Genomic DNA, 24,958 nt, shown 5'->3' on the forward strand with positions numbered 1-24,958 from the left:
CGTCTGAAATGCTCTTTCAGACGGCCTTTTGAGGCTTCTATATCTATATTCTTAGTCGGCGAACTGTTTTTTCATTCGTTCGCGTCGCTCTTGCGCTTCTACGGACAATGTCGCAGTCGGACGTGCCAGCAGGCGTTTGAGGCCGATGGGTTCGCCGGTATCGGCACAGAAACCGTAATCGCCTTCGTCAATACTGCGGAGAGTCGCTTGCACTTTATTGAGAAGTTTACGCTCGCGATCGCGGGTGCGCAGTTCTAAAGCGTATTCTTCTTCTTGAGTAGCTCTATCGGCAGGATCGGGAGCGGATTCGTGCTCTTGAAGATGGCCAGTAGTGGTGTTTGCATTTTCAATCAGTTCTTCTTGCATTTTAACCAGTAGTTCGCGGAAGAAGGCCAATTGGTCGCTGTTCATGTAGTCCTCTTCAGGACCATCCCAGTTTAAAATATCTTGTTCTGTCAGCTTTGCCATGGTGTCTGCTTTCGGTTTGTTGTTAATGATTTGGATGCTACGGGTTTGCTTTTATTGGGTTTTCTTGAATTTCCGTTTTGGAAATTGGGCGAATCATATCATGTTTTACCTATTCATTTGTTCTTTATATTTCGATTTGCACTTTTTTGCACTACCTTACACCTAAATGTATTAAAGCACTTTTTAGGACGTTGTATTTTTGGTCGTTAATACCTGCTGCGCTTTCAGACGGCCTATTGAAGCAACCACAGGTTGGTTTGCTGGATAAGTTGGGGAAACCATCGGGTCAGCCACAACCATAATAAGAGTGCCAACAAACTGCCTGAAAAATCGTATCGTCCTGCGCGTAAGAAGGAAAACGGTTTGAGCAATGGCTGCAAGATTCGTTCGATGGCATAAGTCAACGGCGAATACCGGCCCTGTATACTGGACACCATTCTAATAATCAGACCAATAAGTAATGTATAAGCTGCGGCCTTCAGCATATGGAGTGCGGCAAACCAGAAGTTTGCCAAAATCAGCTTATTGCTGATGGATAGCGCCGGCGAGATGAAAATAATGGCGGTACAGGCAAGGTAGTACACCAGAAAACCTGAAGGCAGGCAGTACCAATCGGTTTTCGCGCCGGATGGAAATGCTTTTTGCCAAGGTTTGGTCAGCCAACCTGTTGCCTGTATGCTGAATTTGAGCAGGGGATGTTCTGCTGCCAATCCTGCGTATCGGAGCAAAAAGCGTGTGATACACAGGATGGCAATAGCGTCTGCCAATAATAAGAGCAAGTCGCCACGCATGTTCAGACGGCCTTATATTGTTGTGCCATTTCTTGCGAACGTTTAACGCAAGCTTCTACGCCCTGTTCGATGGCTTCGGCAACGTGACGTGCTTTGAAGGTTTCGATGGCTTCGTGTGTCGTGCCGCCTTTGGAAGTCACGTTTTGCTGTAATTGTGCGAATGCTTCGCCGGTTTGTTCGGCCAAAGCCACTGCGCCTTTAAATGTAGCGAGGCTCAGTTCGCGTGCATCTTGTTCGTTGAAACCTTGTGCCAAAGCCGCATTTTGGAGCGCGCCCAACAGATAGAAAACATAGGCGGGGCCGCTGCCGCTGATGCCGGTAATATTGTGGAGTTGCTCTTCCTCGTTCAGCCAAACGGTTGTGCCGACAGAGCGCATGATGCCGTCTGCGGCTGTGCGGTCGGCTTCTGAAACGCCTGCATCGGCAAACATACCGGATACGCCCAAACCGATTTTGGCCGGCGTATTGGGCATGATGCGCACGATACGGCGTGTACCGTCCAGATAATGGCTGAGGGTATCGATGGACAAACCTGCCGCTACGGACAACACCAGCGCACCATTCAAACGGATGTTTTGACAGGCTGCCTGCATGTCTTGCGGTTTGACGGCGAGAATGAGGACATCGTCCGCACTCAATTCTGGCAGGTTTTCAGAAGTGGCTACGCCCAATTCTTGCTCCAGTTGCGCTCGTCTTTCGGCGCCGCATTCGACAATGTGAACACGATAACCGTCTTGTTTGACCAAACCGCCTGCAATGGCAGTCGCCATATTGCCGCCGCCGAGAAAATAGATATTCATATATATGTCACTCCTTTGTGATATCGATCAGGCCGTCTGAAACTGCTGTCTACCCTGTTCAGACGGCCTATTACTTTTATTGAGGATAATGCCGCTTACCGAAAATCGCGCTGCCGATGCGGACGTGGGTTGCGCCGCATTCTACCGCGATTGGCATATCTCCGGACATACCCATAGACAAAACATCTGCTTCGACGCCTGCCGCATTCAACTCAGCCAACAGCCGCTGCATGGTATGAAACTGGCTGCGTAACTCATCGTCGCTGCTGTCGGCCTTGGCCACACACATCAATCCGCGCACTTTAATATTCGGCAACTTGGCCACTTCAAGGGCCAGCGCAATCGCTTCTGCGGGCGCTACGCCGTGTTTCGCCTCCTCTGCGGCAATGTTCACTTCAATGCACACCTGCAACGGCGGCATTTCAGACGACCTTTGTTCGCTCAAGCGCCGCGCCGTTTTCAGACGGCCTATCGTATGCACCCAATGTGCGCGTTCGGCCACAAATTTGGTTTTATTGGACTGCACATCGCCGATAACGTGCCAAACAATATCCGGCAAATCGGCCAGCGTTTCCGTTTTCTCAAACCATTCCTGAATATAGTTCTCGCCAAAATCGCGCTGACCGGCCGCATATACTGCGCGGATATCGTCTGCCGGAAAGGTCTTGCTGACCGCTACCAGCTTCACCGCTTCCGCAGGCCGTCCGGCAGCCTCAGCCGCCTGTTCAACCGCCCGGCATACGTCCCGATAGTTTTGTTGCAATACCGACATGGTTTTCTCCTTTAACCCGTTCATCACTCGGCATTTTGAAAATTTTACTTGGTCGAACGGGTTTATCTATTTAAAATAAAGCGATTTTATTATTCTAAACCAAAACAAGGCCACATTATGCAGATTACCGACTTACTCGCGTTCGGCGTGAAAAACAAAGCCTCCGACCTCCATTTAAGTTCGGGCATTTCCCCCATGATACGCGTACACGGCGACATCCGCCGCATCAACCTGCCCGAGATGAGTTCGGAAGAAGTCGGTACCATGATTACCTCGGTCATGAACGACCACCAGCGCAAGCTCTACCAACAGGATTTTGAAGTCGATTTCTCATTTGAGCTGCCCAATGTTGCCCGTTTCCGCGTCAACGCCTTTATGACCGAACGCGGCCCGGCCGCCGTATTCCGTACCATTCCGAGCACCGTCCTAACGCTGGAAGAATTGCGTGCGCCGCGCATTTTCCAAAAAATTGCCGAAAATCCACGCGGTTTGGTCTTGGTAACCGGCCCGACCGGTTCGGGTAAATCCACCACGCTGGCGGCGATGGTCAACTACATCAACGAAACCCAACCGGCCCACATTCTGACCATCGAAGACCCGATTGAGTTCGTCCACCAAAGCAAAAAGGCGCTCATCAACCAGCGCGAGCTGCATCAACACACCCACAGCTTCACCAACGCCCTGCGTTCCGCACTGCGCGAAGACCCCGACGTGATTTTGATCGGTGAGATGCGCGACCCTGAAACCATCTCCCTCGCCCTGACCGCCGCCGAAACCGGCCACTTGGTTTTCGGCACGCTGCACACGACCGGCGCCGCCAAAACCATCGACCGTATTGTCGACGTATTCCCTGCAGGCGAAAAAGAAATCGTGCGCTCCATGTTGTCCGAATCCTTGCGCGCCATTATTTCCCAAACCCTGCTGAAAACCCGCGACGGCAACGGCCGCGTCGCCGCACACGAAATCCTAATTTCCACACCGGCCGTACGCAACCTCATCCGCGAGAATAAAATCGCCCAAATCAACGCCGTCCTCCAAACCGGTCAGGCCCACGGTATGCAAACCCTCGATCAAGCCCTGCAAACCCTTGTCCGCCAAGGCACCATCAGCCCCGAGCTGGCACGCAGCAAAGCGCAAAACATCGAAAACCTCTCTGTTTTCTAAACCATATTCAGGCCGTCTGAACCCCATCATCCCGTTTTCAGACGGCCTTTCAGCCTGACCGAATACCCGTTTTAAAGAGAATCATCATGAGCGACCTCGCCCCTCTGCACGACCTGTTAAGCGAAATGGTGCAAGCCTACTCACAAAAAAACCAAGCACCGCACATCCCGACCCCGGCCGAAATCGGCACGCATCTTCACCCCCTGCTCGACCGTATGTGTGAAGAGGCCGAAAAACGCAACGCGTCCGACATCTTCATCAGCGCAGGCTTTCCCCCTGCCATCAAAGTCGGCGGCACCCTCACGCCCATGCCCCACAAAGCGCTGACCGGCGCAGACACCGCCGCCATCGCCGAGTCCACCATGAACCCCGACCAGCTCGAAGCCTTCAATCGCGACTGGGAAATCAACTATTCCGTCCAATCGCGCAGCAACACGCGCTACCGCGTCAACGCCTACCACGAGCAAGGCCGCGTCGGCATGGTATTGCGCCGCGTCAGCCAAGACATTCCCGAAATGAAGACCCTCGGCTTGCCCGAAAAGCTCCAAGAGCTTGCACTCGCTCCGCGCGGCCTGCTGATCCTCGCCGGCCCGACCGGTTCGGGTAAGTCCACCACCATGGCCTCCATGCTCAACTACCGCAACCAAAAGCTGCCCGGCCATATCGTTACCATCGAAGACCCCATCGAGTTTATCTACAAACCTTGCCGCAGCATCTTCACCCAGCGCGAAATCGGCATCGATACCGACAACTGGAAAACCGCCGTTCAAAGCGCCATGCGTCAAGCACCCGATGTCGTCTGTATCGGCGAAGTCCGCAGCGAAGAAAGCATGGAATACGCCCTCCAACTGGCTCAAACCGGCCATCTGTGCGTTTTCACCATCCATGCCAGCACGGCCTCCCAAACCATCGAGCGTATCATCAACTTCTATCCGGAAGACCGACGCCAACAGGTTTTGATGGATTTGGCGTTAAACCTCGTCGGTATCATCGGCCAACGCCTCACCATCAAGAAAAACCGCCAACGCACGGCCGTTACCGACCTCCTGCTCAATACTCCGGCCATGCAGGACTTGATTTTCAAAGGCGAATTGCTGGAAATCCGTGACCTGATGGCACGCTCCGGCAGCAACGGCATGCAGACGTTCGACCAAAACCTCTTCAACCTCTACGCACAAGGCCAAATCGAACTCAGCGAAGCCCTGCGCCAAGCAGTTTCCGCCAACGATTTGCGCCTGCGCATTCAAATGCACGACGAGGGCAACAATACCGAGCGTCTCTACGACCGCATCAGCGACCTCAACCTGATGACCTGATGGCGCAAGCCAAACAAGGCCGTCTGAACGGATGTGGAAACGAAATCAAGTATTTTCCCGTATCCGTTCAGACGGCCTTATCTCATTTAAAGCATTCTGAAACCGACTGAAAATCCTGTTAAAATCCAATCATTCACCTCATAACGAATAATAAACAACACCATCATGAACACTCCGCCGCTCAAACCTCTGATCATTGCCTCCCTGCCCGTCTTCGCCAGCGTATTCATCGCCGCCACCCTCGTTTGGCACTTCAACACGCCCAAGCTCGTCATGCCCTTCGTACTCGGCATTATTGCCGGCGGTTTAGTCGATTTGGACAACCGCCTCACAGGCCGTCTGAAAAACATCGTCATCACCGTTGCCCTGTTTACCCTCTCCTCATTGCTTGCCCAAAGCACCATCGGCACAGGCGTCCCCTTCATCTTGGCCATGACCCTGATGACTTTCGGCTTTACCATCCTCGGCACCATCGGCCTCAAATACCGCACCTTCGCTTTCGGTGCGCTCGCCGTCGCCACCTACACCACGCTGACCTACACACCCGAGACCTACTGGCTGACCAACCCCGTCATGATTCTGTTGGGCACTGTTCTATACAGCGTCAACACCCTGATCTTCCAAATCATCCTGCCCCACCGCCCTGTCCAAGAAACCGTTGCCAACGCCTACGACGCACTCAGCAACTACTTCGATGCCAAAGCCGACTTTTTCGATCCCGACGAAGCCGCATGGTTGGGCAACCGCCAAATCGACTTGGCCATGAGCAACACCGGCGTGATTACTGCCTTCAACCAATGCCGCGGCGCACTTTTCTACCGATTGCGCGGCCAACACCGCCATCCGCGTACCGCCAAAATGCTGCGCTACTACCTCTGCGCGCAAGACATGCACGAACGCATCAGCTCCGCCCACGTCGATTACAGCGAAATGGCCGAGCAGCTCAAAAATACCGACCTCATCTTCCGCATCCGCCGCCTGCTCGAAATGCAAGGCCAGGCGTGCCGCAACGTTGCCGCCTCCCTGCGCAACAACAAACCCTACGCATACAGCAAACGCCTCGGCCGCGCCATGGAAGGCTGCCGCCAATCCCTCAGCCATTTTGCCGAGACCCATGCCGACAATGCCAACCTTCACAATATCCGCCGCCTGCTCGACAACCTCAGCAGCGTCGATTACCAACTGCGGCAACTGCAAAACGATGCGTCCCTTGCCGAAAACGACAACGCCGACACCCGCATCGCCGCCCTTGAAAACACCAAGTTCCGCAATATCGGCGAAACCGTCCTCAGCCAGCTCAATTTCGAATCCGGCGTCTTCCGCCATGCCACCCGCCTCTCCATCGTCGTGGCCGCGGCCTGCATCATTGTCGAAATCCTCCATCTCAACCTCGGCTACTGGATTCTGCTGACCGCCCTTTTCGTCTGCCAGCCCAACTACACCGCCACCAAAAGCCGCGTGTACCAACGTATCGCAGGCACGATTCTCGGCGTAATTGTCGGTTCGCTCGTCCCCTACTTCACCCCGTCCGTTGAAACCAAGCTCTGGATTGTTATCGCCAGCACCACTCTGTTTTTCATGACCCGAAGCTACAAATACAGCTTCTCCACCTTCTTCATCACCATCCAAGCCCTGACCAGCCTTTCGCTTGCCGGTTTGGACGTGTACCACGCCATGCCCATCCGCATCATCGACACCATCGTCGGTTCCGTTATCGCATGGGCCGCCGCCACCTACCTCTGGCCCGATTGGCGTTACCTCACCCTCAGCCACACCGCCTCCCAGACCATCACTGCCAACGGTCGCTATCTCGACGCCATCCTCGACCAGCTGCAAAACGGCAGCCGCGACGATGTCGACTACCGCCTTACCCGCCGCCAAGCCCATGAAAGCACCGCCGCCCTCAGCAGCACCCTGTCCGACATGAGCAGCAACCCGAAAAAATACCAAGACCGCCTGCAAGACGGTTTTACCCTGCTCAAAACCAGCTATGCGCTGACCGGCCACATTTCCGCGCTCGGCGCATACCGCGACCAAGTTCATCACGACGGCAGCGATACCTTCGCCCCATATGCCCGCCTGACCCACCACATCGCCGAACTCCTCAAACAAATGCCGCAGACCGAACCGGCCACCTTCGATGCAAGCATCGAAGCCATCCGACAGGAGTTTGCCGATTTGGAACAGACCGACAAAGAGCAATCCCAACAAAACCAAATCCTCAAACACCAGCTCGACCTCATCATCCGCCAGCTTGCACCGTGTTATCAGGCATTGCACAGACAGTCGGATACGCAAACCGCCTAAACCGATAATACATTTCAACAAAATAAAGGCCGTCTGAAACCTGATTTCCAGATTTCAGACGGCCTTTATTCAGCCATCGAGATTAAAACCGATTACGCGCCGCGTTTTTCCAAAGCAGCAACGGCAGGCAACTCTTTGCCTTCCAAGAACTCAAGGAACGCGCCGCCGCCGGTAGAGATGTAGCTGATTTGATCGGTTACGCCGAATTTGGCAATCGCCGCCAAAGTATCGCCGCCGCCGGCAATCGAGAACGCATCGCTTTGGGCAATCGCTTCGGCCAATACTTTGGTACCGCCGGCAAATTGGTCAAATTCAAACACGCCGACCGGGCCGTTCCATACGACCGTACCGGCAGCTTTGAGCAAATCGGCCAAAGCAGCAGCAGATTTCGGGCCGATGTCCAAAATCATGTCGTCTTCGGCAACGTCGGCAATGTCTTTCACCACAGCTTCGGCATCGGCGGCGAAGGCTTTAGCGACAACTACATCGGTCGGCAGCGGAACAGAGCCGCCTTTGGCCGCCATTTTCGCCATAATTTTTTTGGATTCTTCCACCAAATCGTGTTCGGCCAAAGATTTGCCGATGGCTTTGCCTTCTGCCAACAGGAAGGTATTGGCAATGCCGCCGCCGACGATGAGTTGGTCGACTTTGTCAGCCAAAGATTCGAGGATGGTCAGTTTGGTAGACACTTTGCTGCCGGCAACGATGGCAACCATCGGATGAGCTGATTGTTTCAGGGCTTTGCCCAAAGCATCGAGTTCGCCCGCCATCAACACGCCGGCGCAGGCAACCGGTGCGGCTTGGGCAACGGCTTCAGTCGAAGCCTGGGCGCGGTGGGCGGTACCGAATGCGTCATTGACGAACACGTCGCACAAAGAAGCGTAGGCTTTGCCCAGCTCCAAGTCATTTTTCTTCTCACCTTTGTTGATGCGCACGTTTTGCAGCATCACGACATCACCGGCGTTCAAAGTCGGTTTGTTTTCACGCCAGTCGTTCAATACTTTCACGTCTTTACCCAACAGTTTGCCCAAATGCGCAGCAACAGGCGCTACATCGTCTTCAGGATGGAATTCGCCTTCGGTCGGTCGGCCGAGGTGGGTCATCACGATCACAGACGCGCCGTTGTCCAAGCAGTATTTAATGGATGCGAGCGAAGCGCGGATACGGGTGTCGTCGCTGATGTTGCCGTCTTTAAACGGGACGTTCATATCGGCGCGGATCAGAACGGTTTTGCCTTGAACATTTTGTTCGGTCAGTTTCAAAAATGCCATGATGATTCCTTTGTGATGGTTGGAAACGGGAATGTTTGGGATTATCCGCGAATGAGGCGCGACGGTAAAGATTGGCAACGGCCGCGCTTGATGTGAATCAGCAGATAAAGCCGCAGGCCGTCTGAAACATTCGGCCAATCTTTGCAGATTTCCGCTATACTTTGGCGATTGATTTTCATTTTACGGATTGAACCATGTTACGCCGAATTGCTTTAATGCTTGCCTTCGCGCTGCCTGCCGCCTCATGGGCGCAGACGCTTTCTGAAACCCTGCCCAACGGTCTGAAAATCATCGTTAAAGAAGACCACCGCGCGCCTGTGGCCGTTTCGCAGATTTGGTACAAAATCGGCAGCGTGGATGAAAAACCGGGCAAAAGCGGCTTGAGCCACGCTTTGGAACACATGATGTTTAAAGGCACGAAAGACGTTCCCTCCGGCGAGTTCAACCGCCGCGTATCCGAGCTGGGCGGGCAAAACAATGCCTACACCAGCCGCAATGAAACGGTGTATTACGAAAACGTCGCCGCCGCCAACCTGCCCGAGATTCTGAAGCTCGAGGCAGACCGCATGCACAACCTCAACTTCAGCGACAAAGAATTCCTCAATGAGATGAACGTCATCCGCGAAGAACGCCGCCAACGCACGGAAGACACGGCCGACGGCAAAATGTGGGAGCAAGCCTATCTTGCCGCCTTTACCCAACCGTCGATGCGCGCCTCCGTCATCGGCTACATGAAAGATTTGCACACCCTAAAAGCCGACGACTTGCGCGCGTGGTACAAACAATATTACGCGCCCAACAATGCCGTATTGGTCATTGTCGGCGATGTCGATGCCAAACAAACGCTTCAGACGGCCGCCAAACTCTTTGGCGATATTCCGGCCAAAGCCCAGCCGCCGCGCAACAAACTCCATACCGAACCCTATTTGCGCAAGCCTGTTACGGTCAAAGCCACTTCTCCGGTTACACACCAGCCGCTGATTGCCATCAACTTCCGTGTGCCGAAACTCCAAAAACTCGATGACACGATGCCTTTCGCCCTCGACATCCTCTCCGATATTTTGGCAGGCAACGCGTCCAGCCGTTTTGATAAAAACCTCGTGCGCGGCAAGCAAACCGCATTGAACGCAGGAACGCATTACGACATCATCAGCCGTGAAATGCCGCTGTTCAGCGTCATGGCTATGCCTGCCGAAGGCGTGAAAACCGATACTCTGATTGCCCAGCTGCGCCAAGAAATCAAAGACATTGCCGACCACGGCGTTTCCGAAGAAGAATTGCAGCGCGTCAAAACCCAGGCAGCGGTCAGCGAAATCTACGCCAAAGACTCCATGTCTTCCCAAGCCTCTATGATGGGCCGCCTCGAAGCGCGCGGTTTCCAATATACCGACGAACAAGAAATCCACCGCCGCTTACAGGCAGTCAGCGCACAAGAAGTACAGGCCGCCGCCCGGATGTTGACCGACGAGCGCATGAGTACCGTCATCATCGAGCCGCAAAAACCTGCCGCCGCGCCAAGCAAAAAAGCTGCCAAACGCCGATAAACATCAGGCCGTCTGAAAGCCCATACCCTTTCAGACGGCCTTAACAGAAAGCCACAACATGAAACCCACCCTGTTCGCCCTTGCCCTACTCCTGCCCTTAAGCGTCCAAGCCGCCACCGACATCCAACGCTGGCGCAACCGCGACGGCACCCAAATCCTCCTTGTCGAACGCCACGAAAACCCCATCATCGACCTTGAAGTCAGCTTTAAGGGCGCAGGCAGCGTCGCCAATCCGGACGGCAAAAGCCAAGTTGCCGAATTTACCGCCGCCCTCCTGACCGACGGCACCCAAGAGCTGGACGAAGAAGCCTTCAATGCCGAAGCCGACAACATCGGTGCGCACATCAGCAGCGACAGTAATACCGAAAGCGCATCCGCAGGCTTCCGCAGCCTCAGCAAAGCCGACATCCGCGACAAAGCTGCCAACTTGCTCAACCACTCGCTGACCCGTCCGCGCTTTGACGAAGCCGTTTTCCGCCGCCGTCAAATCCAATCCATTACCGGCTTGCAACAACAGGAAACCACCCCCGACTACACCGCCACGCGCGAACTGACCAAGCTCATCTACCCGAACCATCCCTACGGCAGCGGCGCAAACATAACCGTTGACAGCCTCAAACGCGTTAGTCTGGACGACATCCGCGCCTTCCACCGCACCCACTACGGCAAAGACAACGCCATCGTCGCCATCGTCGGCGACCTCAACCGCAAACAGGCAGAGCAACTGGTCGAGCGCGTCCTCAAAGACCTGCCGGTCAAAGCCACCGCAACCCACGCCATCCCGCCCGTTCCCAAACAAACCGCCCAACGCCGCGACATCCCCTTTGCCGGCACACAGGCACAAGTCCTGCTCGGCACCTCCCTCATCAAACGCCACGACCCCGACTATTACGCCCTCATTGCCGGCAACTACATCCTCGGCGGCGGCGGTTTCGACAGCCGCCTCATGAAAGTTTTGCGCGACCAACACGGCTACACCTACGGCGTATACAGCAGCCTCGCCCCGGCGACAGAAGAAGGCACGTTTGCCGTTTCCTACTCCACCCAAAAGAAAAACACCAAAGCCTCACTGGCCGACACCCAAGCCGTCATCGAACAGTTTATCGCCGAAGGCCCGACCGAAGCCGAGCTAAAACAGGCCAAAGCCAACATTGTCGGCGGTTTCCCCCTGCGCTATGATTCCAACGACAAACTGCTCAACTACCTGAGCCTGATCGGCCTCTACGACCTGCCCAACGACTACTTGGAAGCCTACCCCAAAGCCATTAACAGTCTGACCGTCGAACAAGTCCGCGACGCATGGCAACGCCGCGTCAAATTCAAAGACCTCAACACCGTCGTTGTTGGCGCAGAATAAAACGCTTTAAAACAACAGGCCGTCTGAAAGATTTTTCAGACGGCCTGTTTTCCTAATTATCCAAATTATTTATGTTATTGTGATACAATCACTTGTTTTTTCAATTTTTGATCGTAAAAGGAATATATTTTATGAAAACTTACAAAATATTCAAAAATCCGACAGGTCAATATGAAGCTGTCAAACAAGGTTGGTCTTGGCCTGCATTTCTCTTTGGCGGCATCTGGGCATGCGTGAAAAAAATATGGGGTTTGGGTATCGGAATCTTTGTTGTATTTATAATTTTGAATTTAATCGCCGGTGACAATCAGGCCATGGGAAGCCTTGTCAGCGCACTTGGCTTCGGTGTAGGCATTGTACTTGGCTTACAAGGCAACAAATTGCGTGAAGGAAATCTGAGAAAACGTGGCTATCAAGAAGCGCCTAAAGTCATTCAGGCCAGCAATCCTGAAGCTGCTGTTGCACAATACATTTCTGAATACGAAAAATAAATCGGATTCTTAAAATGAAAAGGCCGTCTGAAACCCAAATCTCAGGTTTCAGACGGCCTTTTTTAACCGGTCAATTACTTATTCAACCGTTACTGATTTAGCCAAGTTGCGCGGTTTGTCCACATCTGTACCGCGTGCGAGGGCGGCGTGGTAAGACAGGAGCTGCACGGGGATGGTGTGCACAATCGGCGAGAGTACGCCGACGTGGCGTGGGGCGCGGATAACGTGCACGCCTTCGGTGGCGTTGAAGTTGCTGTCGAGGTCGGCGAAGACAAAGAGTTCGCCGCCGCGTGCGCCGACTTCCTGCATGTTGGCTTTTACTTTGTCCAACAGGCTGTCGTTCGGGGCAATCACGACAACGGGCATATTCTCGTCCACCAAGGCCAACGGGCCGTGTTTCAGCTCACCCGCAGGGTACGCTTCGGCGTGGATATAGGTAATCTCTTTCAGCTTCAACGCGCCTTCAAGGGCGATTGGGAAGTGGATACCGCGACCCAAGAATAGTGCGCTGGTTTTCTTGGCGAATTTTTGCGCCCAAGTGGCGATTTGCGGCTCCAGATTGAGAACGTGCTGAACGCTGCCCGGCAGTTGGCGCAATTCTTCAACGTATTCACGCGCTTGCTCGTCGGAAACCAGACCGCGCTGTTTACCCAAGGTAACGGCCAGGCCGAACAGGACTACCAGTTGGGTCGTGAACGCTTTGGTAGAGGCAACGCCGATTTCTGCACCGGCGCGTGTATACAGCACCAACTCGCTTTCACGCGGCAAGGCGGATTCCATCACGTTACAAATAGACAGGCTGTGTTTGTGTCCCAAGGATTGCGCGTATTTCAGGGCTTCCATGGTGTCCAAAGTTTCGCCGGATTGGGAAATGGTGATGACCAATTGTTTCGGATCGGCAATCACGTCGCGGTAGCGGTATTCGCTGGCAATTTCGACATCGGTCGGCACTTTGGCGATGGATTCGAGCCAGTATTTGGCGGTCAGCGCGGCATAGTAGGACGTACCGCAAGCAAGGATTTTGATGCTGTGGATGTCGTCGAATACTTCGCGTGCATTCGCGCCGAAGTTTTCAGGCTCAAAACCGCCGTCCAAGAAGACTTCGGCAGTATCGGCGATGGCGCGAGGCTGTTCGTGGATTTCTTTTTGCATGAAGTGGCTGTATGGGCCCAACTCCAAAGAAGCCAAAGACAATTCGGACACTTTAATCGCGCGTTCGGTTTGCGCACCGGTTTTGTCGAGCAGTTTTTCGATGCCGTTTGCGTTCAGCAGGGCGATGTCACCGTCTTCCAAATAAGCGATGCGGCGGGTAAAGGCGATCACGGCGGATACGTCGGAAGCGATGAAGGTTTCTTGGTCGCCCAAGGCCACCAACAGCGGGCAGCCCATGCGCGCAACAACCATTTGTTCAGGGTTGTCTTGTGCGATAACGGCGATAGCGTACGCACCGTGGAAACGGGCAGTCGCAGCTTGAACGGCTTCAAACAGTTTGCCGCCGTTTTGTGTGTATTCGTGGTTGACGCTGTGGGCGATGACTTCGGTATCGGTTTGCGATTCGAAGGTGTAACCCAACGCTTTCAAGCGTTCGCGTTCGGCTTCAAAGTTTTCGATGATGCCGTTGTGGACAACCGCGATCATGCCGCCGGAAATGTGGGGGTGGGCGTTAGGCTCGGTTACGCCGCCGTGGGTTGCCCAACGGGTATGGCCGATGCCGATATGGCCGAACACGCCATTTTCACGTGCTGCATCTTCCATCAGCTGAACACGGCCGACACGGCGGACGCGTTTGATTTTGCCGTCCATGTTTACGGCAATACCCGACGAATCGTAGCCTCGGTATTCAAGGCGTTTGAGACCGTCGGTCAGAAAATCGACTACATTGTGATTGGCGCGAATAGCACCTACGATACCGCACATATAAGTTCCTTAGTATCAAAAGTTTGAGAAAATGACTGCTGCTCCGGCTCCCGAAAGCGGCAGTCGGAAAACGCCGTTTTATATTCATTGAAACGGCAAATCTGGGTTTCAGACGGTCTGTTGTTTCTCAAGGCCGTCTGAAAACAAACTAAAAGATCAACCTTACTTCTTATCGCCTTTTTCCGGACGCACCCAGCCTTCGATGACGGTTTGGCGTGAACGGGCAAGAACGAGTTTGCCGTCTTCGCAGTTACGGGTAATCGCGCTGCCCGCGCCTGTCGTCACTTTGTTGCCGAGGGTAACGGGAGCAACCAGTACACAGTTTGAACCGATGCGCACTTCGTCGCCGATGACGGTTTTGTGTTTGTTCACGCCGTCGTAGTTGGCAATAATCGTGCCGGCGCCGAAGTTGGTTTTGCTGCCGATTTCGGCATCACCGATGTAGGTGAGGTGGTTGGCTTTGGTGCCGTTGCCGATGGTGGCGTTTTTAACTTCGACGAAGTTGCCGATGTGTACGTCGTCGGCCAGTTTGGCTTGCGGACGCAGGCGGGCGTATGGGCCGATTTGGTTGTTTTCGCCGACTTCGCAACCTTCAAAATGGGAGAATGGGGCGATTTTGGTGTTGGCACCGATTTTGGCGTTTTTAATCACGCAGTTGGCACCGATTTCGACGTTGTCGCCGAGCTCGACTTCTCCTTCGATCACGACGTTGACGTCAATCACGACATCTTGTCCATGTTTCAGACGGCCTCGTAAATCGAAACGTGCCGGATCGCGCAGGGTTACGCCTGCTTTGAGCAATTCTTGCGCCTGTTCGGTTTGGAAAATACGCTCGAGTTCGGCCAGTTGGAGTTTGTTGTTCACGCCGGCGGCCAGATGGGAAGCACGCACTTGGACGGGATGAACTTTGATGCCGTCGGCAACGGCTTTGGCGATGAGGTCGGTCAGGTAGTATTCGCCTTGGGCATTGTTGCTGGAAAGGCTGTTCAACCAAGCTTCGAGTTTGGCGTTGGGCAGAACCAAAATGCCGGTATTGATTTCTTTCACGGCCTTTTGGGCGGCATCGGCGTCTTTTTCTTCGACAATGGCGGTTACGCTGCCGTTGCTGTCGCGGATGATGCGACCCAAACCTGTCGGGTCGTTGGGCACGTCGGTCAACAGGCCGACTTCGTCGCCTGCGGCTTCGAGCAGGGTTTCGAGGGTGGCTGCGTCAATCAGGGGAACGTCACCGTACAACACCAGCGTGCGGCCTTCGGCAGATAGGTGCGGCAGGGCGGTTTTAACGGCGTGGCCGGTACCGAGCTGTTCGGTTTGTTCAACCCAAACGACATCGCGTTTGACGGTGTCCAAGACTTGCTCTTTGCCGTGGCCGATGACGACGCAGATGTTTTGGGGATTCAGGGAGGCGGCGGTGTCGATAACGCGCTCAACCATGGGAAGGCCGCCGATGCGGTGCAGCACTTTGGGCATTTTGGAGTACATGCGCGTGCCTTTGCCGGCGGCAAGGATGACGATATTTAAAGCTGTCTGAGCCATGATACGGTTTCCGTTGTCGTTGTTTGAGGCCGTCTGAAAAGTGGGGCAACAAGTGTTGATTGTTTTTCACTCCGTTTCAGACGGCCTTGGGGATATTGTTATTCGGTTACTGGCTGTTGGTTGGCAAATTGCGGTTTTTGCCAGTGCTGGCCGCGTTCGCCGTGTTCAGCATGATCCGCTTGATGGGATTGGACGGCGCGACGCTCAGGGCGAAACTGGTTGTAATTCATGTTTTTAGAATAAGTACCGTCCTGATAAACGATAGGCGTGCCGGTAGCATATTTTTGGCGTACGGCGGTACGGCCGGATTCATTGGTATAGGTTTCCCAAGAGCAACCGGCCAAAACGGCGGCGGCGGTCAGAATTAAAGCGAGTTTACGCATGATGTTGTCCTTGTTTTTAAATGTCGGCAATACCGTGTATTGTACTTGTTTTTTCAAAACTTCACGGCAGTTTTGTGCAAAATTCAAGCAAGCCCTGCATATCTTTCGCTATGCCGTCGACAAATGGCAGCGGATGGGCTTTTTCGCCGTACCAAACGGTCTTCATGCCCAAGGCTTTGGCTTGGTGCAGATTGTCGGCGCTGTCGTCCACCATAATGCACTGTTCGGGTTTGACGCCCAACAGGCGGCAGACGTTGAGATAGGCCTGCGGATTAGGTTTGTAGAGCAGGCCGAAGTCGTCCGTGCCGAACAAGCCGTCAAAATGCGCTTCCAATCCCAACGCCTCAACCAATGCGCGGACATAAAACGAAGGCCCGTTGGAAAATACGGCTTTTCGCCCTTTCAGACGGCCTAAAACATTATCAGTTCCATCCATACCCTCCACCTTTACCAAAATTTGCTTAAGTGGATGACTTTCAAGCAAAAATTCATCGATATCAACTTCGGGATGGTGGATTTGCAAACCGGCAAGCGTCGCGCCGTATCGGTGCCAATAATCTTGGCGCAGTTGGGAGGCGGCTTCTTCGGAAAGCTTCAGACGGCCTGCCATGTATTCGGTCATGGCGCGGTTGATGATGTAGAAAATGCCGGCTTCGGCATTGTGCAAAGTATTGTCGAGGTCAAACAGCCAAACGGGGGAATAATTCATATCGTGCCTTGATATGCAGATTTTGTTATGATATTTCGTATTTTACCCGCACAAAGGAAAGAGAATGAAACTGAAATTGTCCGCAGTGGCTCTATTACTGGCCTCGGCAAACCTGTACGCCCAAACTGAAGTGCGTTTGGCCGTACACAAATCCTTCAGCCTGCCCCCATCCGTCATCGCGCAATTTGAAAAAGCCAACGATGCCAAAGTGTCCGTCATCAAGGCAGGCAGCGGCAACGAAATGCTCAACAAGCTGATTTTGAGCAAGGCCAACCCGATTGCCGATGCGGTTTACGGTTTGGACAACGCCAACATCGGCAAAGCCAAATCCGCAGGCATCCTCGCTGCCAACCAACCCAAATCCGCGCCCGTAACCGCTTCCCTGCCCGATGCGCTGGCCGTCGATTACGCCTATGTCGCCATCAACTACGACAAAAAATGGTTTGAACAGAAAAAACTGCCCCTGCCGCAAACCCTGCAAGATTTGACCAAACCGGAATATAAAAACCTTCTGGTGACCCCGTCTCCCGCCACATCCTCGCCCGGCCTCTCCTTCCTCTTGGCCAACATCGGCGGCATGGGTGAAGAAGGCGCGTTCAAATGGTGGGCGCAAATGCGCCAAAACGGCGTGAAAGTCGCCAAAGGCTGGAGCGAAGCCTACTACACCGACTTCACCCAAAACGGCGGCGCCTATCCCCTCGTGGTCAGCTATGCCACCAGCCCGGCGGCCGAAGTCCACTACTCCAAAGGCAAATACAGCACCCCACCCACCGGCAACCTCTTCCTCAAAGGCGGCACATTCCGCCAAGTTGAAGGCGCGGCCGTTTTAAAAAGTGCGAAACAACCCGAGCTGGCGGCCAAACTGGTAAGCTGGCTGCAAAGCGGCGAAGTGCAAAAAGCCCTGCCTGCCGAAATGTGGGTCTATCCGGCTGCCCAAAACACGCCGCTGCCCAAAGTATTCGAGTTTGCCCAAACCCCGAAACACAGCGATTCCCCCAACCGCGCCGACATCAACACCAAACAAAAACAATGGGTGAGCCGTTGGAGCAAAACCGTTTTACGTTAAACCGAAAAACTTAAAAACACATCAAGGCCGTCTGAAAAAACAAATCATTAGTTTTTCAGACGGCCTTGTTTTACAATGACCTTTTAAACAACTTTACACGCACACACAATTATGAATTTCGATCTTCAAGTCCTCTCCTCCTTCTCCGGTTGGGAACAACTCGCCCAAACCGGCATGTCTTTCGGCATGAACCTGCTGGCCGCCTTGGCCATATTCTTTATCGGCCGCTGGATCGCCACGCGCTTAGTAACACTGATGAAAGCCGCGCTGACGCGCGCCAAAGTCGATAAAACGCTGGTCAGCTTCCTCGGCAACGTCGCCAACATCGGCCTGCTGATCCTCGTCATCATCGCCGCACTGGGCAAACTCGGCATTCCGACCACTTCCGTGACCGCCCTGATCGGTGGCGCAGGTTTGGCGGTTGCCTTATCTTTAAAAGACCAACTGTCCAACTTCGCCGCCGGTGCGCTGATTATCCTGTTCCGCCCGTTTAAAGTCGGCGACTTTATCCGCGTCAACGGCTTTGAAGGCATCGTCCGCGAAATTAAAATGGTGCAGACCTCTTTGAGCACGCCGGACAACGAAGAAGTCGTCCTGCCCAACAGCGTGGTCATGACCAACAGCATCACCAACCGCTCTTCCCTGCCCCTGTGCCGCGCCCAAGTCGTTGTCGGCGTCGACTACGCCTGCGACTTGAAAGCCGCCAAAGCCGCCGTATTGAGAGCGGCAACCGAGCATCCATTGTGTGTTCAAACCGAAGAACGACCTGCCGTCGTATACATTACCAACCTTGGCGACAGCGCCATCGAAATTACCCTTTGGGCGTGGACGCAAGAAGAAAATCTCGGCCCATTCCGATTCGCCCTGAACGAGCAAGTGGTTGAAAACCTGCGTGCCACCAACATCAACATCCCATTCCCACAATGTGATGTCCACCTCATTCAGCCGAAAGACTGATTTCAGCTTTCAGGCCGTCTGAAACCCGGCGGGTCAAACGCCCGCCCCATTCCACCCTTTTCCATAAGGAGCCGCCATGTCCCATCTGCAAACCATCGCCGAACACCTGACCAGCCGCCGTCAAACCGTTACCTGCGCCGAGTCCTGCACCGGCGGTCTGCTTGCCGGTGCGCTGACCTCCCTCTCCGGTAGCTCGCAATGGTTTCACCAAAGCTTCGTCACATACAGCAACCAAGCCAAACAAGACCGCCTCGGCGTCATGCCCGATACTTTGCTGAAACACGGCGCGGTCAGCCGCGAGACCGTCTATGAAATGGCACGCGGCGCAAAGGCCGTGGCGCAGGCAGATTACGCCTTGAGTATTTCCGGCATCGCCGGCCCTAGCGGCGGCAGCGCGGCCAAACCAGTCGGCACAGTCTGGTTCGGCCTGGCCACGCCCAAAGGTTCGTTTGAGCAAACCGCTTTATTCACAGGTGACCGCGAAGCAGTAAGGGCGCAAGCCGTCGAATACGCATTGGCTTTCTTGGCGGAACATTTGGTTTGATAGAAAAAACACAGGCCGTCTGAAATCTGGAAATCAGGTTTCAGACGGCCTTTTTATTTATTCAAACCATCGGCGGATTTATACGCCCAAAAGCTCTTTGCCGAGGAAACTGCCTTTTTCGACACCCGGCAGGACGAAGAAATAGCCGCCACCAAACGGGCTGATGTATTCCTCCAGCGGCTCGCCGTTGAGCAGGTTTTGCACGAAGATGAAACCGTCGGCAAGGTTGGCCTGATAGCAGATGAACACCAAGCCGACATCGAGCTGGCCGTTGGCGGCGAGGCCGCGCGAGTAGTTGAAGGCGCGGCGGTAGAGCAGGTGTTTTTTCATGAACTCCGGATCGCGCGGGTTGGCAAGGCGCATATGGCTGTCTTTGGGCGTGATTTTGCCGTCGGGGTCTTTGGCGAAATCGGCGGTGTCGCCCTCTTTTTTACCGTCCATGGGCGCGCCGCTGTATTTGCGCCGGCCGAAAATATCGGTTTGTTCCTGCATCGGGGTGCGGTCCCAAAATTCGACAAAGTGGCGGATGAGGCGGACGGCCTGATAGCTGCCGTTTTTCGTCCATGCCGGTTCGTCCAAGCTGTTGGCGGCAACGCCTGTCCAGAGGACTTGATCGGCGACTTTGGGATCTTCGACTTTGGGATTGCCGGAGCCGTCGCGGAAACCTAAAAGATTACGCGCGGCAATGGCGCCGGGTTCGGCTTTAGGGAGCCAACCGTCTATGCTCCAACGGATGACGGCAAACTGGGCGGTATTTTTGATGATGTCGCGCAGGGCGGCTTGGCAGGTTTCGGGGGAGAATGCACAAATTTGCAGGCTGAGGTCGCCGTCGCACCAAGATTTTTGGAGTTTGTCGTTGGGGAAGTCGCGCATTTCCTGCAGGTGTTTCGGTTTTTTGTCTTTGAGGCCGAAGCGGTCGTCAAAAAGGCTGCTGCCGACGCCGACGGTAACTGTCAGCCCGTCGGGGCGGAATTGTTTGCCGAGGATGCCGCTGCCTGCTGGCGGGAGCTTGTCGTCTCCGTCTTGGTATTCGCCGCCTTGGGTAAGAAATTCGATGCGGGCGGTCAGTGTGCGGAACAGGTTTTCAAGTTGTTTGGCGTCTTTGGCGGTAACGTCAAAGGCACACATGATGCCGAAGAGCTGGTGTGGCGTAACGATGCCTGCCTGATGCTCGCCGTAACACGGATAGGCCAGCTCGGAATGTTGGTTGTTTTGGGTTTCGGCGGCGGCTTCGCCTTGTTTTTTACCGGCAAAATAACCGGCAACGCCGATGGCGCCGGCGGCAAGGGCAGTTTTGAAAAGGGTTCGTTTTTCGGGTTGTGCCGGTTGTTTGTTTTGGCTCATGGTCTGCTCCTTGGCAGGGAACGGAAAGATTGCAATCGTGTGAAGTAAGGTTGGTTTTCAAGCATATTTTGTGTGGACGACAATAAGATTCAGACGACCTTTCAATATCCAAAGGCCGTCTGAAAACGCGTTATCTTATTTCAAACCCAAAATGCCGCGCAGTTTGGCCAAGTCTTCTGCCAAGGCATTAATCGGCGCCTGCAGGGCTTTGCGGTCTTCTTCGCTCAATTTGTCGTACAGCTCGAAGCCGTCTTGTTTTTTGTATTTCGCCAAAATGTCTTCAACCTGTTTGAAGTTGGCATCGGTTTTTTCCAACAACGCTTTGTCTTTGGCTTCGATCAGCGGACGGAACAAATCAACGATTTTTTTGGAGCCTTCCACATTGGCTTGGAAGTCGCTCAAGTCGGTATGGCTGTAACGGTCTTCTTCGCCGCTGATTTTGCTGCCGGCCACTTCTTCAATCAGTTCGGACGCGCCGCCGACCACCTTACCCGGAGGAAACGCCAATGCGTCGATTTCTTTTTGCAGTGCTTCGACATCGGTCATCAGTTTGGCTGCAATTTCCTTCACGCCGGATACGTCTTTTTCTACCCAAAGGGCGTGTTCGATACGGTGGAAGCCGGTAAATCCGGCATCTTTCGCACCGTCTTTGAAGTCGTCTTCACGCGCATCGATGACGGGGTCGAGTTCGCTGAAAAGCTCGGCAATCGGTTCGATACGTTCGTAATGGACGCGGGTGGCGGCAAACAGGGATTTGGCCTTTTCAATGTCGCCGGCTTTAACGGCTTCGGTAAAGGTTTTGGTTTTCGCCACCAGCTCTTTAACCTCGCCTTGAACGTAAGCTTTATAGTCGGCGAGCGGTTGGGACAGTTTTTCCAAATCCGCTTCGTTGGCAGTGTCTTTGAAGCCGCTGTCGGTAACAATCAGCTTACCGCGCGGATTAGTCAACAGGCCGCAAGTCATTTCGTATTCGCCCGGCAGCAGGGTAACGGTCATTTTGTCGGATAAACCCGGGGCGATGTTTTCACGCTCGTCCACCACCATCACGCCTTTCAGAATTTCCCATTCCAGCTTGCGGCCGCTGTCGTTTTTAATGTTGAACACGACTTGGCCGCTGGGGACGGTCAATTCCATCGGTTCGCAGGCAGTATCGTTCACACCGATATTGACCGAACCGTCGGCATTGGCGGCAGCGGATGCGCCTGAAGCGGCAGGCGCGGCTTTTTCGGCTTCAGGCGGCTGACACGCGGTCAAACTCAGAGCCAACATTACGGACAAAGCAGTCAGATTGAATTTTTTCATTTTCATTCCTTTTTATTTAGTTAACGTTTTTGCCGGCGCGCTGCCGCGCAAAAACCAAATCATGACGGGAACCAGATACAGCAGCCAAATCAGGACTTCGCCTTCGGTCGGATGGTCGGTATAGCCGAAGAAACCGCCGAGCAGCACGCCTAAAGGGCTGTCTTCATGCAAATATTTCGAGGTGTCGAAAGCGATGTCCTGCATCGCATTCCATACGCCAGCCTCATGCAGCGCACGAAACGAACCGGCCAACAGACCGGCCGCCACCACAATCAAAAACGCGCCCGTCCAACGGAAAAACTTCGCCAAGTTCAGGCGCATACCGCCCTGATAAATCAGCGTACCGATGACAACCGCCGCCAGCAGCCCCAATACCGCGCCTATCGGCATAGACCACGTCGGGCTTTGCTGGAACACGGCAAGCAGGAAAAACACGCTTTCCAAACCTTCGCGCGCCACGGCCAAAAACGCCATGCCGACCAAGGCCCAGCCCTGGCCGCTGCCGTGGTTCAAGGCCGTCTGAACAGAATCCTGAAGATGCTGTTTCATCGAACGCGCGGCCTTCTTCATCCACAAAATCATGTACGTCAGCATCGCCACGGCCACCAGGCCGATGACGCCGACCACCAATTCCTGTTCTTTTTGCGGAATCTCGCCCGTAACGGAATGAATGCCGTAACCGATACCCAAACACATGGCCGCAGCCAAAAACACGCCCAGCCAAACCTTCGGCATCAGCTCGCTGTGTCCCGACTGTTTTAAAAAACTGGCAACAATGCCGACGATCAGGGCGGCTTCGATGCCCTCGCGCAGCATAATCAAAAAAGCAATCAGCATAAAAAACTCTAAAGTGAAACGTTCATTTGTTAACGCATTTATAACGCTTTATGTTTAATAATGCAAATTATTTTTATTTTTTAATAACCCTATATTTATTAAGATTTTTTAAAAGAAAATAACGAACGTAATCAATAAAAACTAAAAGGCCGTCTGAATTTTATTTTTTCAGACGGCCTTAAAAACCATAACTAATTGTAAAGAAATAATAAAAAAGTTTCATAGTATAAAATTCTCTATTGGTTATATTTTCAAAATTTATCAAAAATAAAAGGTTGATTTACAGCAAGAATCAAAAACAACTTATCTTATATAGTTCAAACACTGCTGCTGCAACCAGCAAACCATTACATAACAAATGCATAACAAAGGAACCTCCTATGCCACGTTTGAAATTCCACCAAATCGTTCTGGCTTTGGCCGTTTCTGCCGCGTTGACCGCCTGCGGTGAGAAAACTGCACAAACAACCGAAACCCCTTAAGCTGCTTCTGCCGCGAGCGCTGCCGATGCTGCCGCAGGCACCGCCGCCGTTTCAGCCCCTCAAAATTCTGCCGATGTTTCTGACGAAGACAAAGCCCTGTTGGAACGCGCGCAAGCTACGTTCAAACCTTTGCCTGACTTAGCCGAAATGCAAAAAGTTCGTCCGTTTACCGAAGAACAGGTCAAACTCGGCCAACAACTTTGGTACGAAAACCGCCTGTCCAAAGGCAACACCGTCAGCTGTAACTCTTGCCACAACTTGGCAACTGCCGGCGTAGACAACATGCCAACCAGCGCGGGCCACAAAAGCCAATTCGGCGGCCGCAACTCCCCAACTGCTCTGAATGCCGCCTTGTTGGGCAGCCAATTCTGGGACGGCCGTGCAGCCGATGTGGAAGAACAAGCCGGTGGCCCATTGCTCAACCCTGTTGAAATGGCCAACGCGACCGAAGCCGATGCCGCCGCCAAAATCGCCGGTATCCCTGAATACCAAGAAAAATTCAAAGCCGCATTCCCTGAAGACGGCGCGGTTTCCTTCAAAAACATCACCACCGCATTGGGCGCGTTTGAACGTACCCTGCTGACCCCGACCCGTTGGGACGACTACCTGAAAGGCAACGTATCTGCCCTGAGCGAACAAGAACGCAAAGGCGTACGCGCATTTATGGACAACGGCTGTATCGCTTGTCACAACGGCGTCAACTTGGGCGGTACCATGTTCCAAAAATTCGGCTTGGTGGACGGTCCTTACTGGAAACACATCGACGATCCTAAACACGACAAAGGCCGTGCGGACGTAACCAAAAAAGCCGAAGACGAATTCTTCTTCCGTGTTCCCGGCTTGAGAAACGTTGAACGTACCTATCCATACTTCCACAACGGCAGCGTTTGGGAACTGGATAAAGCCGTCAACATCATGGCGAAAGCGCAATTGGGTAAAACCCTGGCTCCGGAAGACACTGAAAACATCGTTGCCTTCTTGAAAGCCCTCTCCGGCAATGTTCCAGAGTCTGCCCGAACCATGCCTGAGCTGCCCGTCTCCCACGATGTCAAATCCCAACCTGACAACAAATAAGGTTTAGCATAAAACAAGGCCGTCTGAAAATCCGTTTCAGACGGCCTTTTGTTGCCGGCCATATGGGCGCATTTGTTTCACGATTCCACACAATATGGTAATCTTGAACCGATTTTCACCATACATCCGAAAGGAACATCATGAGCCTGATTATTGAAGACTTGCAAGAAGGCCACGGCAAAGAAGCCGTCAAAGGCAAAGAAATCACCGTACATTACACCGGCTGGTTGGAAGACGGTACCAAATTCGACTCCAGCCTCGACCGCCGTCAACCGCTGACCATCACTCTGGGCGTCGGCCAAGTGATTAAAGGTTGGGACGAAGGCTTCGGCGGCATGAAAGAAGGCGGCAAACGCAAGCTGACCATTCCTTCCGAAATGGGCTACGGCGCACACGGTGCAGGCGGCGTGATTCCTCCGCACGCGACTTTGATTTTTGAAGTCGAGCTGCTGAAAGTGTACGAATAAGCATTTAACGCTTCAAAAGACCGAGGCCGTCTGAAACCCGAAGTTTGGTTTTTCAGACG

Annotated in this window: 22 protein-coding genes and 1 pseudogene; 11 read left to right on the plus strand and 12 right to left on the minus strand. The window is 53.6% G+C overall.

Translation table 11 applies throughout. From position 1 onward, the window contains the following. Positions 1–51 precede the first annotated feature (51 nt). From dksA to HMPREF2560_RS01950, 4 genes are all read right to left on the minus strand, one after another. Entirely contained in the window at positions 52–468 is a 417-nt protein-coding gene (gene dksA, locus HMPREF2560_RS01935; protein WP_004519243.1) for an RNA polymerase-binding protein DksA, read from the minus strand. A gap of 233 nt (positions 469–701) precedes the next feature. Next, the gene (locus HMPREF2560_RS01940; RefSeq protein WP_070826364.1) at positions 702–1,259 is read right to left on the minus strand and encodes a YggT family protein; all 558 of its coding nucleotides are present in this window, start codon (positions 1,257–1,259) and stop codon (positions 702–704) included. Positions 1,260–1,261: 2 nt separating this feature from the next. Then, positions 1,262–2,059 (minus strand): pyrroline-5-carboxylate reductase, encoded by a 798-nt coding sequence (proC, locus tag HMPREF2560_RS01945; RefSeq protein WP_070826365.1) that lies wholly within the window; start codon positions 2,057–2,059, stop codon positions 1,262–1,264. 76 nt (positions 2,060–2,135) lie between these two features. After that, the gene (locus HMPREF2560_RS01950; RefSeq protein ID WP_070826366.1) at positions 2,136–2,831 is read right to left on the minus strand and encodes a YggS family pyridoxal phosphate-dependent enzyme; all 696 of its coding nucleotides are present in this window, start codon (positions 2,829–2,831) and stop codon (positions 2,136–2,138) included. A gap of 117 nt (positions 2,832–2,948) precedes the next feature. On the opposite strand from HMPREF2560_RS01950, the gene HMPREF2560_RS01955 reads away from it, so the two are divergent. From HMPREF2560_RS01955 to yccS, 3 genes are all read left to right on the plus strand, one after another. Next, positions 2,949–3,995 (plus strand): type IV pilus twitching motility protein PilT, encoded by a 1,047-nt coding sequence (locus HMPREF2560_RS01955; protein ID WP_070826367.1) that lies wholly within the window; start codon positions 2,949–2,951, stop codon positions 3,993–3,995. Between the two features lie 86 nt (positions 3,996–4,081). Continuing rightward, complete coding sequence (locus tag HMPREF2560_RS01960; protein ID WP_049333157.1) at positions 4,082–5,311, plus strand: PilT/PilU family type 4a pilus ATPase; 1,230 nt, start codon at positions 4,082–4,084, stop codon at positions 5,309–5,311. Positions 5,312–5,476: 165 nt separating this feature from the next. Beyond that, positions 5,477–7,618: a YccS family putative transporter gene (gene yccS / locus HMPREF2560_RS01965; protein WP_070606629.1), complete on the plus strand. Its 2,142-nt coding sequence runs from the start codon at positions 5,477–5,479 to the stop codon at positions 7,616–7,618. 92 nt (positions 7,619–7,710) lie between these two features. Here yccS and HMPREF2560_RS01970 read toward each other — a convergent pair whose 3' ends face one another. Continuing rightward, positions 7,711–8,889, minus strand: a complete 1,179-nt coding sequence (locus HMPREF2560_RS01970) for a phosphoglycerate kinase (RefSeq protein WP_070606624.1) — start codon at positions 8,887–8,889, stop codon at positions 7,711–7,713. A 194-nt stretch (positions 8,890–9,083) separates the two neighbouring features. On the opposite strand from HMPREF2560_RS01970, the gene HMPREF2560_RS01975 reads away from it, so the two are divergent. The 3 genes from HMPREF2560_RS01975 to HMPREF2560_RS01985 all read left to right on the plus strand — a co-directional run bounded on the left by HMPREF2560_RS01975 (position 9,084) and on the right by HMPREF2560_RS01985 (position 12,281). Further along, the gene (locus tag HMPREF2560_RS01975) at positions 9,084–10,433 is read left to right on the plus strand and encodes a M16 family metallopeptidase (RefSeq protein WP_070606621.1); all 1,350 of its coding nucleotides are present in this window, start codon (positions 9,084–9,086) and stop codon (positions 10,431–10,433) included. 58 nt (positions 10,434–10,491) lie between these two features. Next, complete coding sequence (locus HMPREF2560_RS01980) at positions 10,492–11,790, plus strand: M16 family metallopeptidase (protein ID WP_070606618.1); 1,299 nt, start codon at positions 10,492–10,494, stop codon at positions 11,788–11,790. Positions 11,791–11,921: 131 nt separating this feature from the next. Further along, complete coding sequence (locus tag HMPREF2560_RS01985; protein WP_070606615.1) at positions 11,922–12,281, plus strand: DUF2628 domain-containing protein; 360 nt, start codon at positions 11,922–11,924, stop codon at positions 12,279–12,281. A gap of 78 nt (positions 12,282–12,359) precedes the next feature. Here HMPREF2560_RS01985 and glmS read toward each other — a convergent pair whose 3' ends face one another. From glmS to HMPREF2560_RS02005, 4 genes are all read right to left on the minus strand, one after another. Further along, the gene (glmS, locus tag HMPREF2560_RS01990) at positions 12,360–14,198 is read right to left on the minus strand and encodes a glutamine--fructose-6-phosphate transaminase (isomerizing) (protein ID WP_070606612.1); all 1,839 of its coding nucleotides are present in this window, start codon (positions 14,196–14,198) and stop codon (positions 12,360–12,362) included. A 162-nt stretch (positions 14,199–14,360) separates the two neighbouring features. Further along, entirely contained in the window at positions 14,361–15,734 is a 1,374-nt protein-coding gene (glmU, locus tag HMPREF2560_RS01995) for a bifunctional UDP-N-acetylglucosamine diphosphorylase/glucosamine-1-phosphate N-acetyltransferase GlmU (RefSeq protein WP_049335633.1), read from the minus strand. A 98-nt stretch (positions 15,735–15,832) separates the two neighbouring features. Then, positions 15,833–16,117: a membrane lipoprotein lipid attachment site-containing protein gene (locus tag HMPREF2560_RS02000; RefSeq protein WP_070873735.1), complete on the minus strand. Its 285-nt coding sequence runs from the start codon at positions 16,115–16,117 to the stop codon at positions 15,833–15,835. A gap of 61 nt (positions 16,118–16,178) precedes the next feature. Then, positions 16,179–16,826, minus strand: coding sequence for a pyrimidine 5'-nucleotidase (locus HMPREF2560_RS02005; RefSeq protein ID WP_070873665.1), 648 nt, complete (start codon positions 16,824–16,826; stop codon positions 16,179–16,181). A gap of 64 nt (positions 16,827–16,890) precedes the next feature. On the opposite strand from HMPREF2560_RS02005, the gene HMPREF2560_RS02010 reads away from it, so the two are divergent. From HMPREF2560_RS02010 to HMPREF2560_RS02020, 3 genes are all read left to right on the plus strand, one after another. Then, a complete protein-coding gene (locus tag HMPREF2560_RS02010; RefSeq protein WP_070606601.1) occupies positions 16,891–17,892 on the plus strand; it encodes a thiamine ABC transporter substrate-binding protein in 1,002 nt (333 codons plus the stop codon). A gap of 111 nt (positions 17,893–18,003) precedes the next feature. Further along, positions 18,004–18,849 (plus strand): mechanosensitive ion channel family protein, encoded by an 846-nt coding sequence (locus tag HMPREF2560_RS02015; RefSeq protein WP_070606599.1) that lies wholly within the window; start codon positions 18,004–18,006, stop codon positions 18,847–18,849. 76 nt (positions 18,850–18,925) lie between these two features. Next, positions 18,926–19,393 carry a CinA family protein gene (locus tag HMPREF2560_RS02020; RefSeq protein WP_070606596.1) on the plus strand — a complete coding sequence of 156 codons (468 nt, stop codon included), beginning with the start codon at positions 18,926–18,928 and terminating at the stop codon, positions 19,391–19,393. Between the two features lie 78 nt (positions 19,394–19,471). On the opposite strand, the gene efeB is transcribed toward HMPREF2560_RS02020, so the two are convergent. The 3 genes from efeB to efeU form a co-directional block, all read right to left on the minus strand. Further along, entirely contained in the window at positions 19,472–20,737 is a 1,266-nt protein-coding gene (gene efeB / locus HMPREF2560_RS02025) for an iron uptake transporter deferrochelatase/peroxidase subunit (RefSeq protein WP_070606594.1), read from the minus strand. Between the two features lie 135 nt (positions 20,738–20,872). After that, on the minus strand, positions 20,873–22,039 hold the full coding sequence (gene efeO, locus HMPREF2560_RS02030; protein WP_070606591.1) for an iron uptake system protein EfeO: 1,167 nt from the start codon (positions 22,037–22,039) through the stop codon (positions 20,873–20,875). A 12-nt stretch (positions 22,040–22,051) separates the two neighbouring features. After that, on the minus strand, positions 22,052–22,876 hold the full coding sequence (efeU, locus tag HMPREF2560_RS02035) for an iron uptake transporter permease EfeU (protein WP_070749699.1): 825 nt from the start codon (positions 22,874–22,876) through the stop codon (positions 22,052–22,054). 380 nt (positions 22,877–23,256) lie between these two features. On the opposite strand from efeU, the pseudogene HMPREF2560_RS02040 reads away from it, so the two are divergent. Together HMPREF2560_RS02040 and HMPREF2560_RS02045 are read left to right on the plus strand one after the other, a co-directional pair. Continuing rightward, a pseudogene (locus HMPREF2560_RS02040) lies at positions 23,257–24,432 on the plus strand (cytochrome-c peroxidase). 137 nt (positions 24,433–24,569) lie between these two features. Next, the gene (locus tag HMPREF2560_RS02045) at positions 24,570–24,899 is read left to right on the plus strand and encodes an FKBP-type peptidyl-prolyl cis-trans isomerase (protein WP_094192864.1); all 330 of its coding nucleotides are present in this window, start codon (positions 24,570–24,572) and stop codon (positions 24,897–24,899) included. Positions 24,900–24,958: the final 59 nt, after the last annotated feature.

The organism is Neisseria sp. HMSC078H04 (assembly GCF_001838135.1).
GTDB lineage: Bacteria > Pseudomonadota > Gammaproteobacteria > Burkholderiales > Neisseriaceae > Neisseria.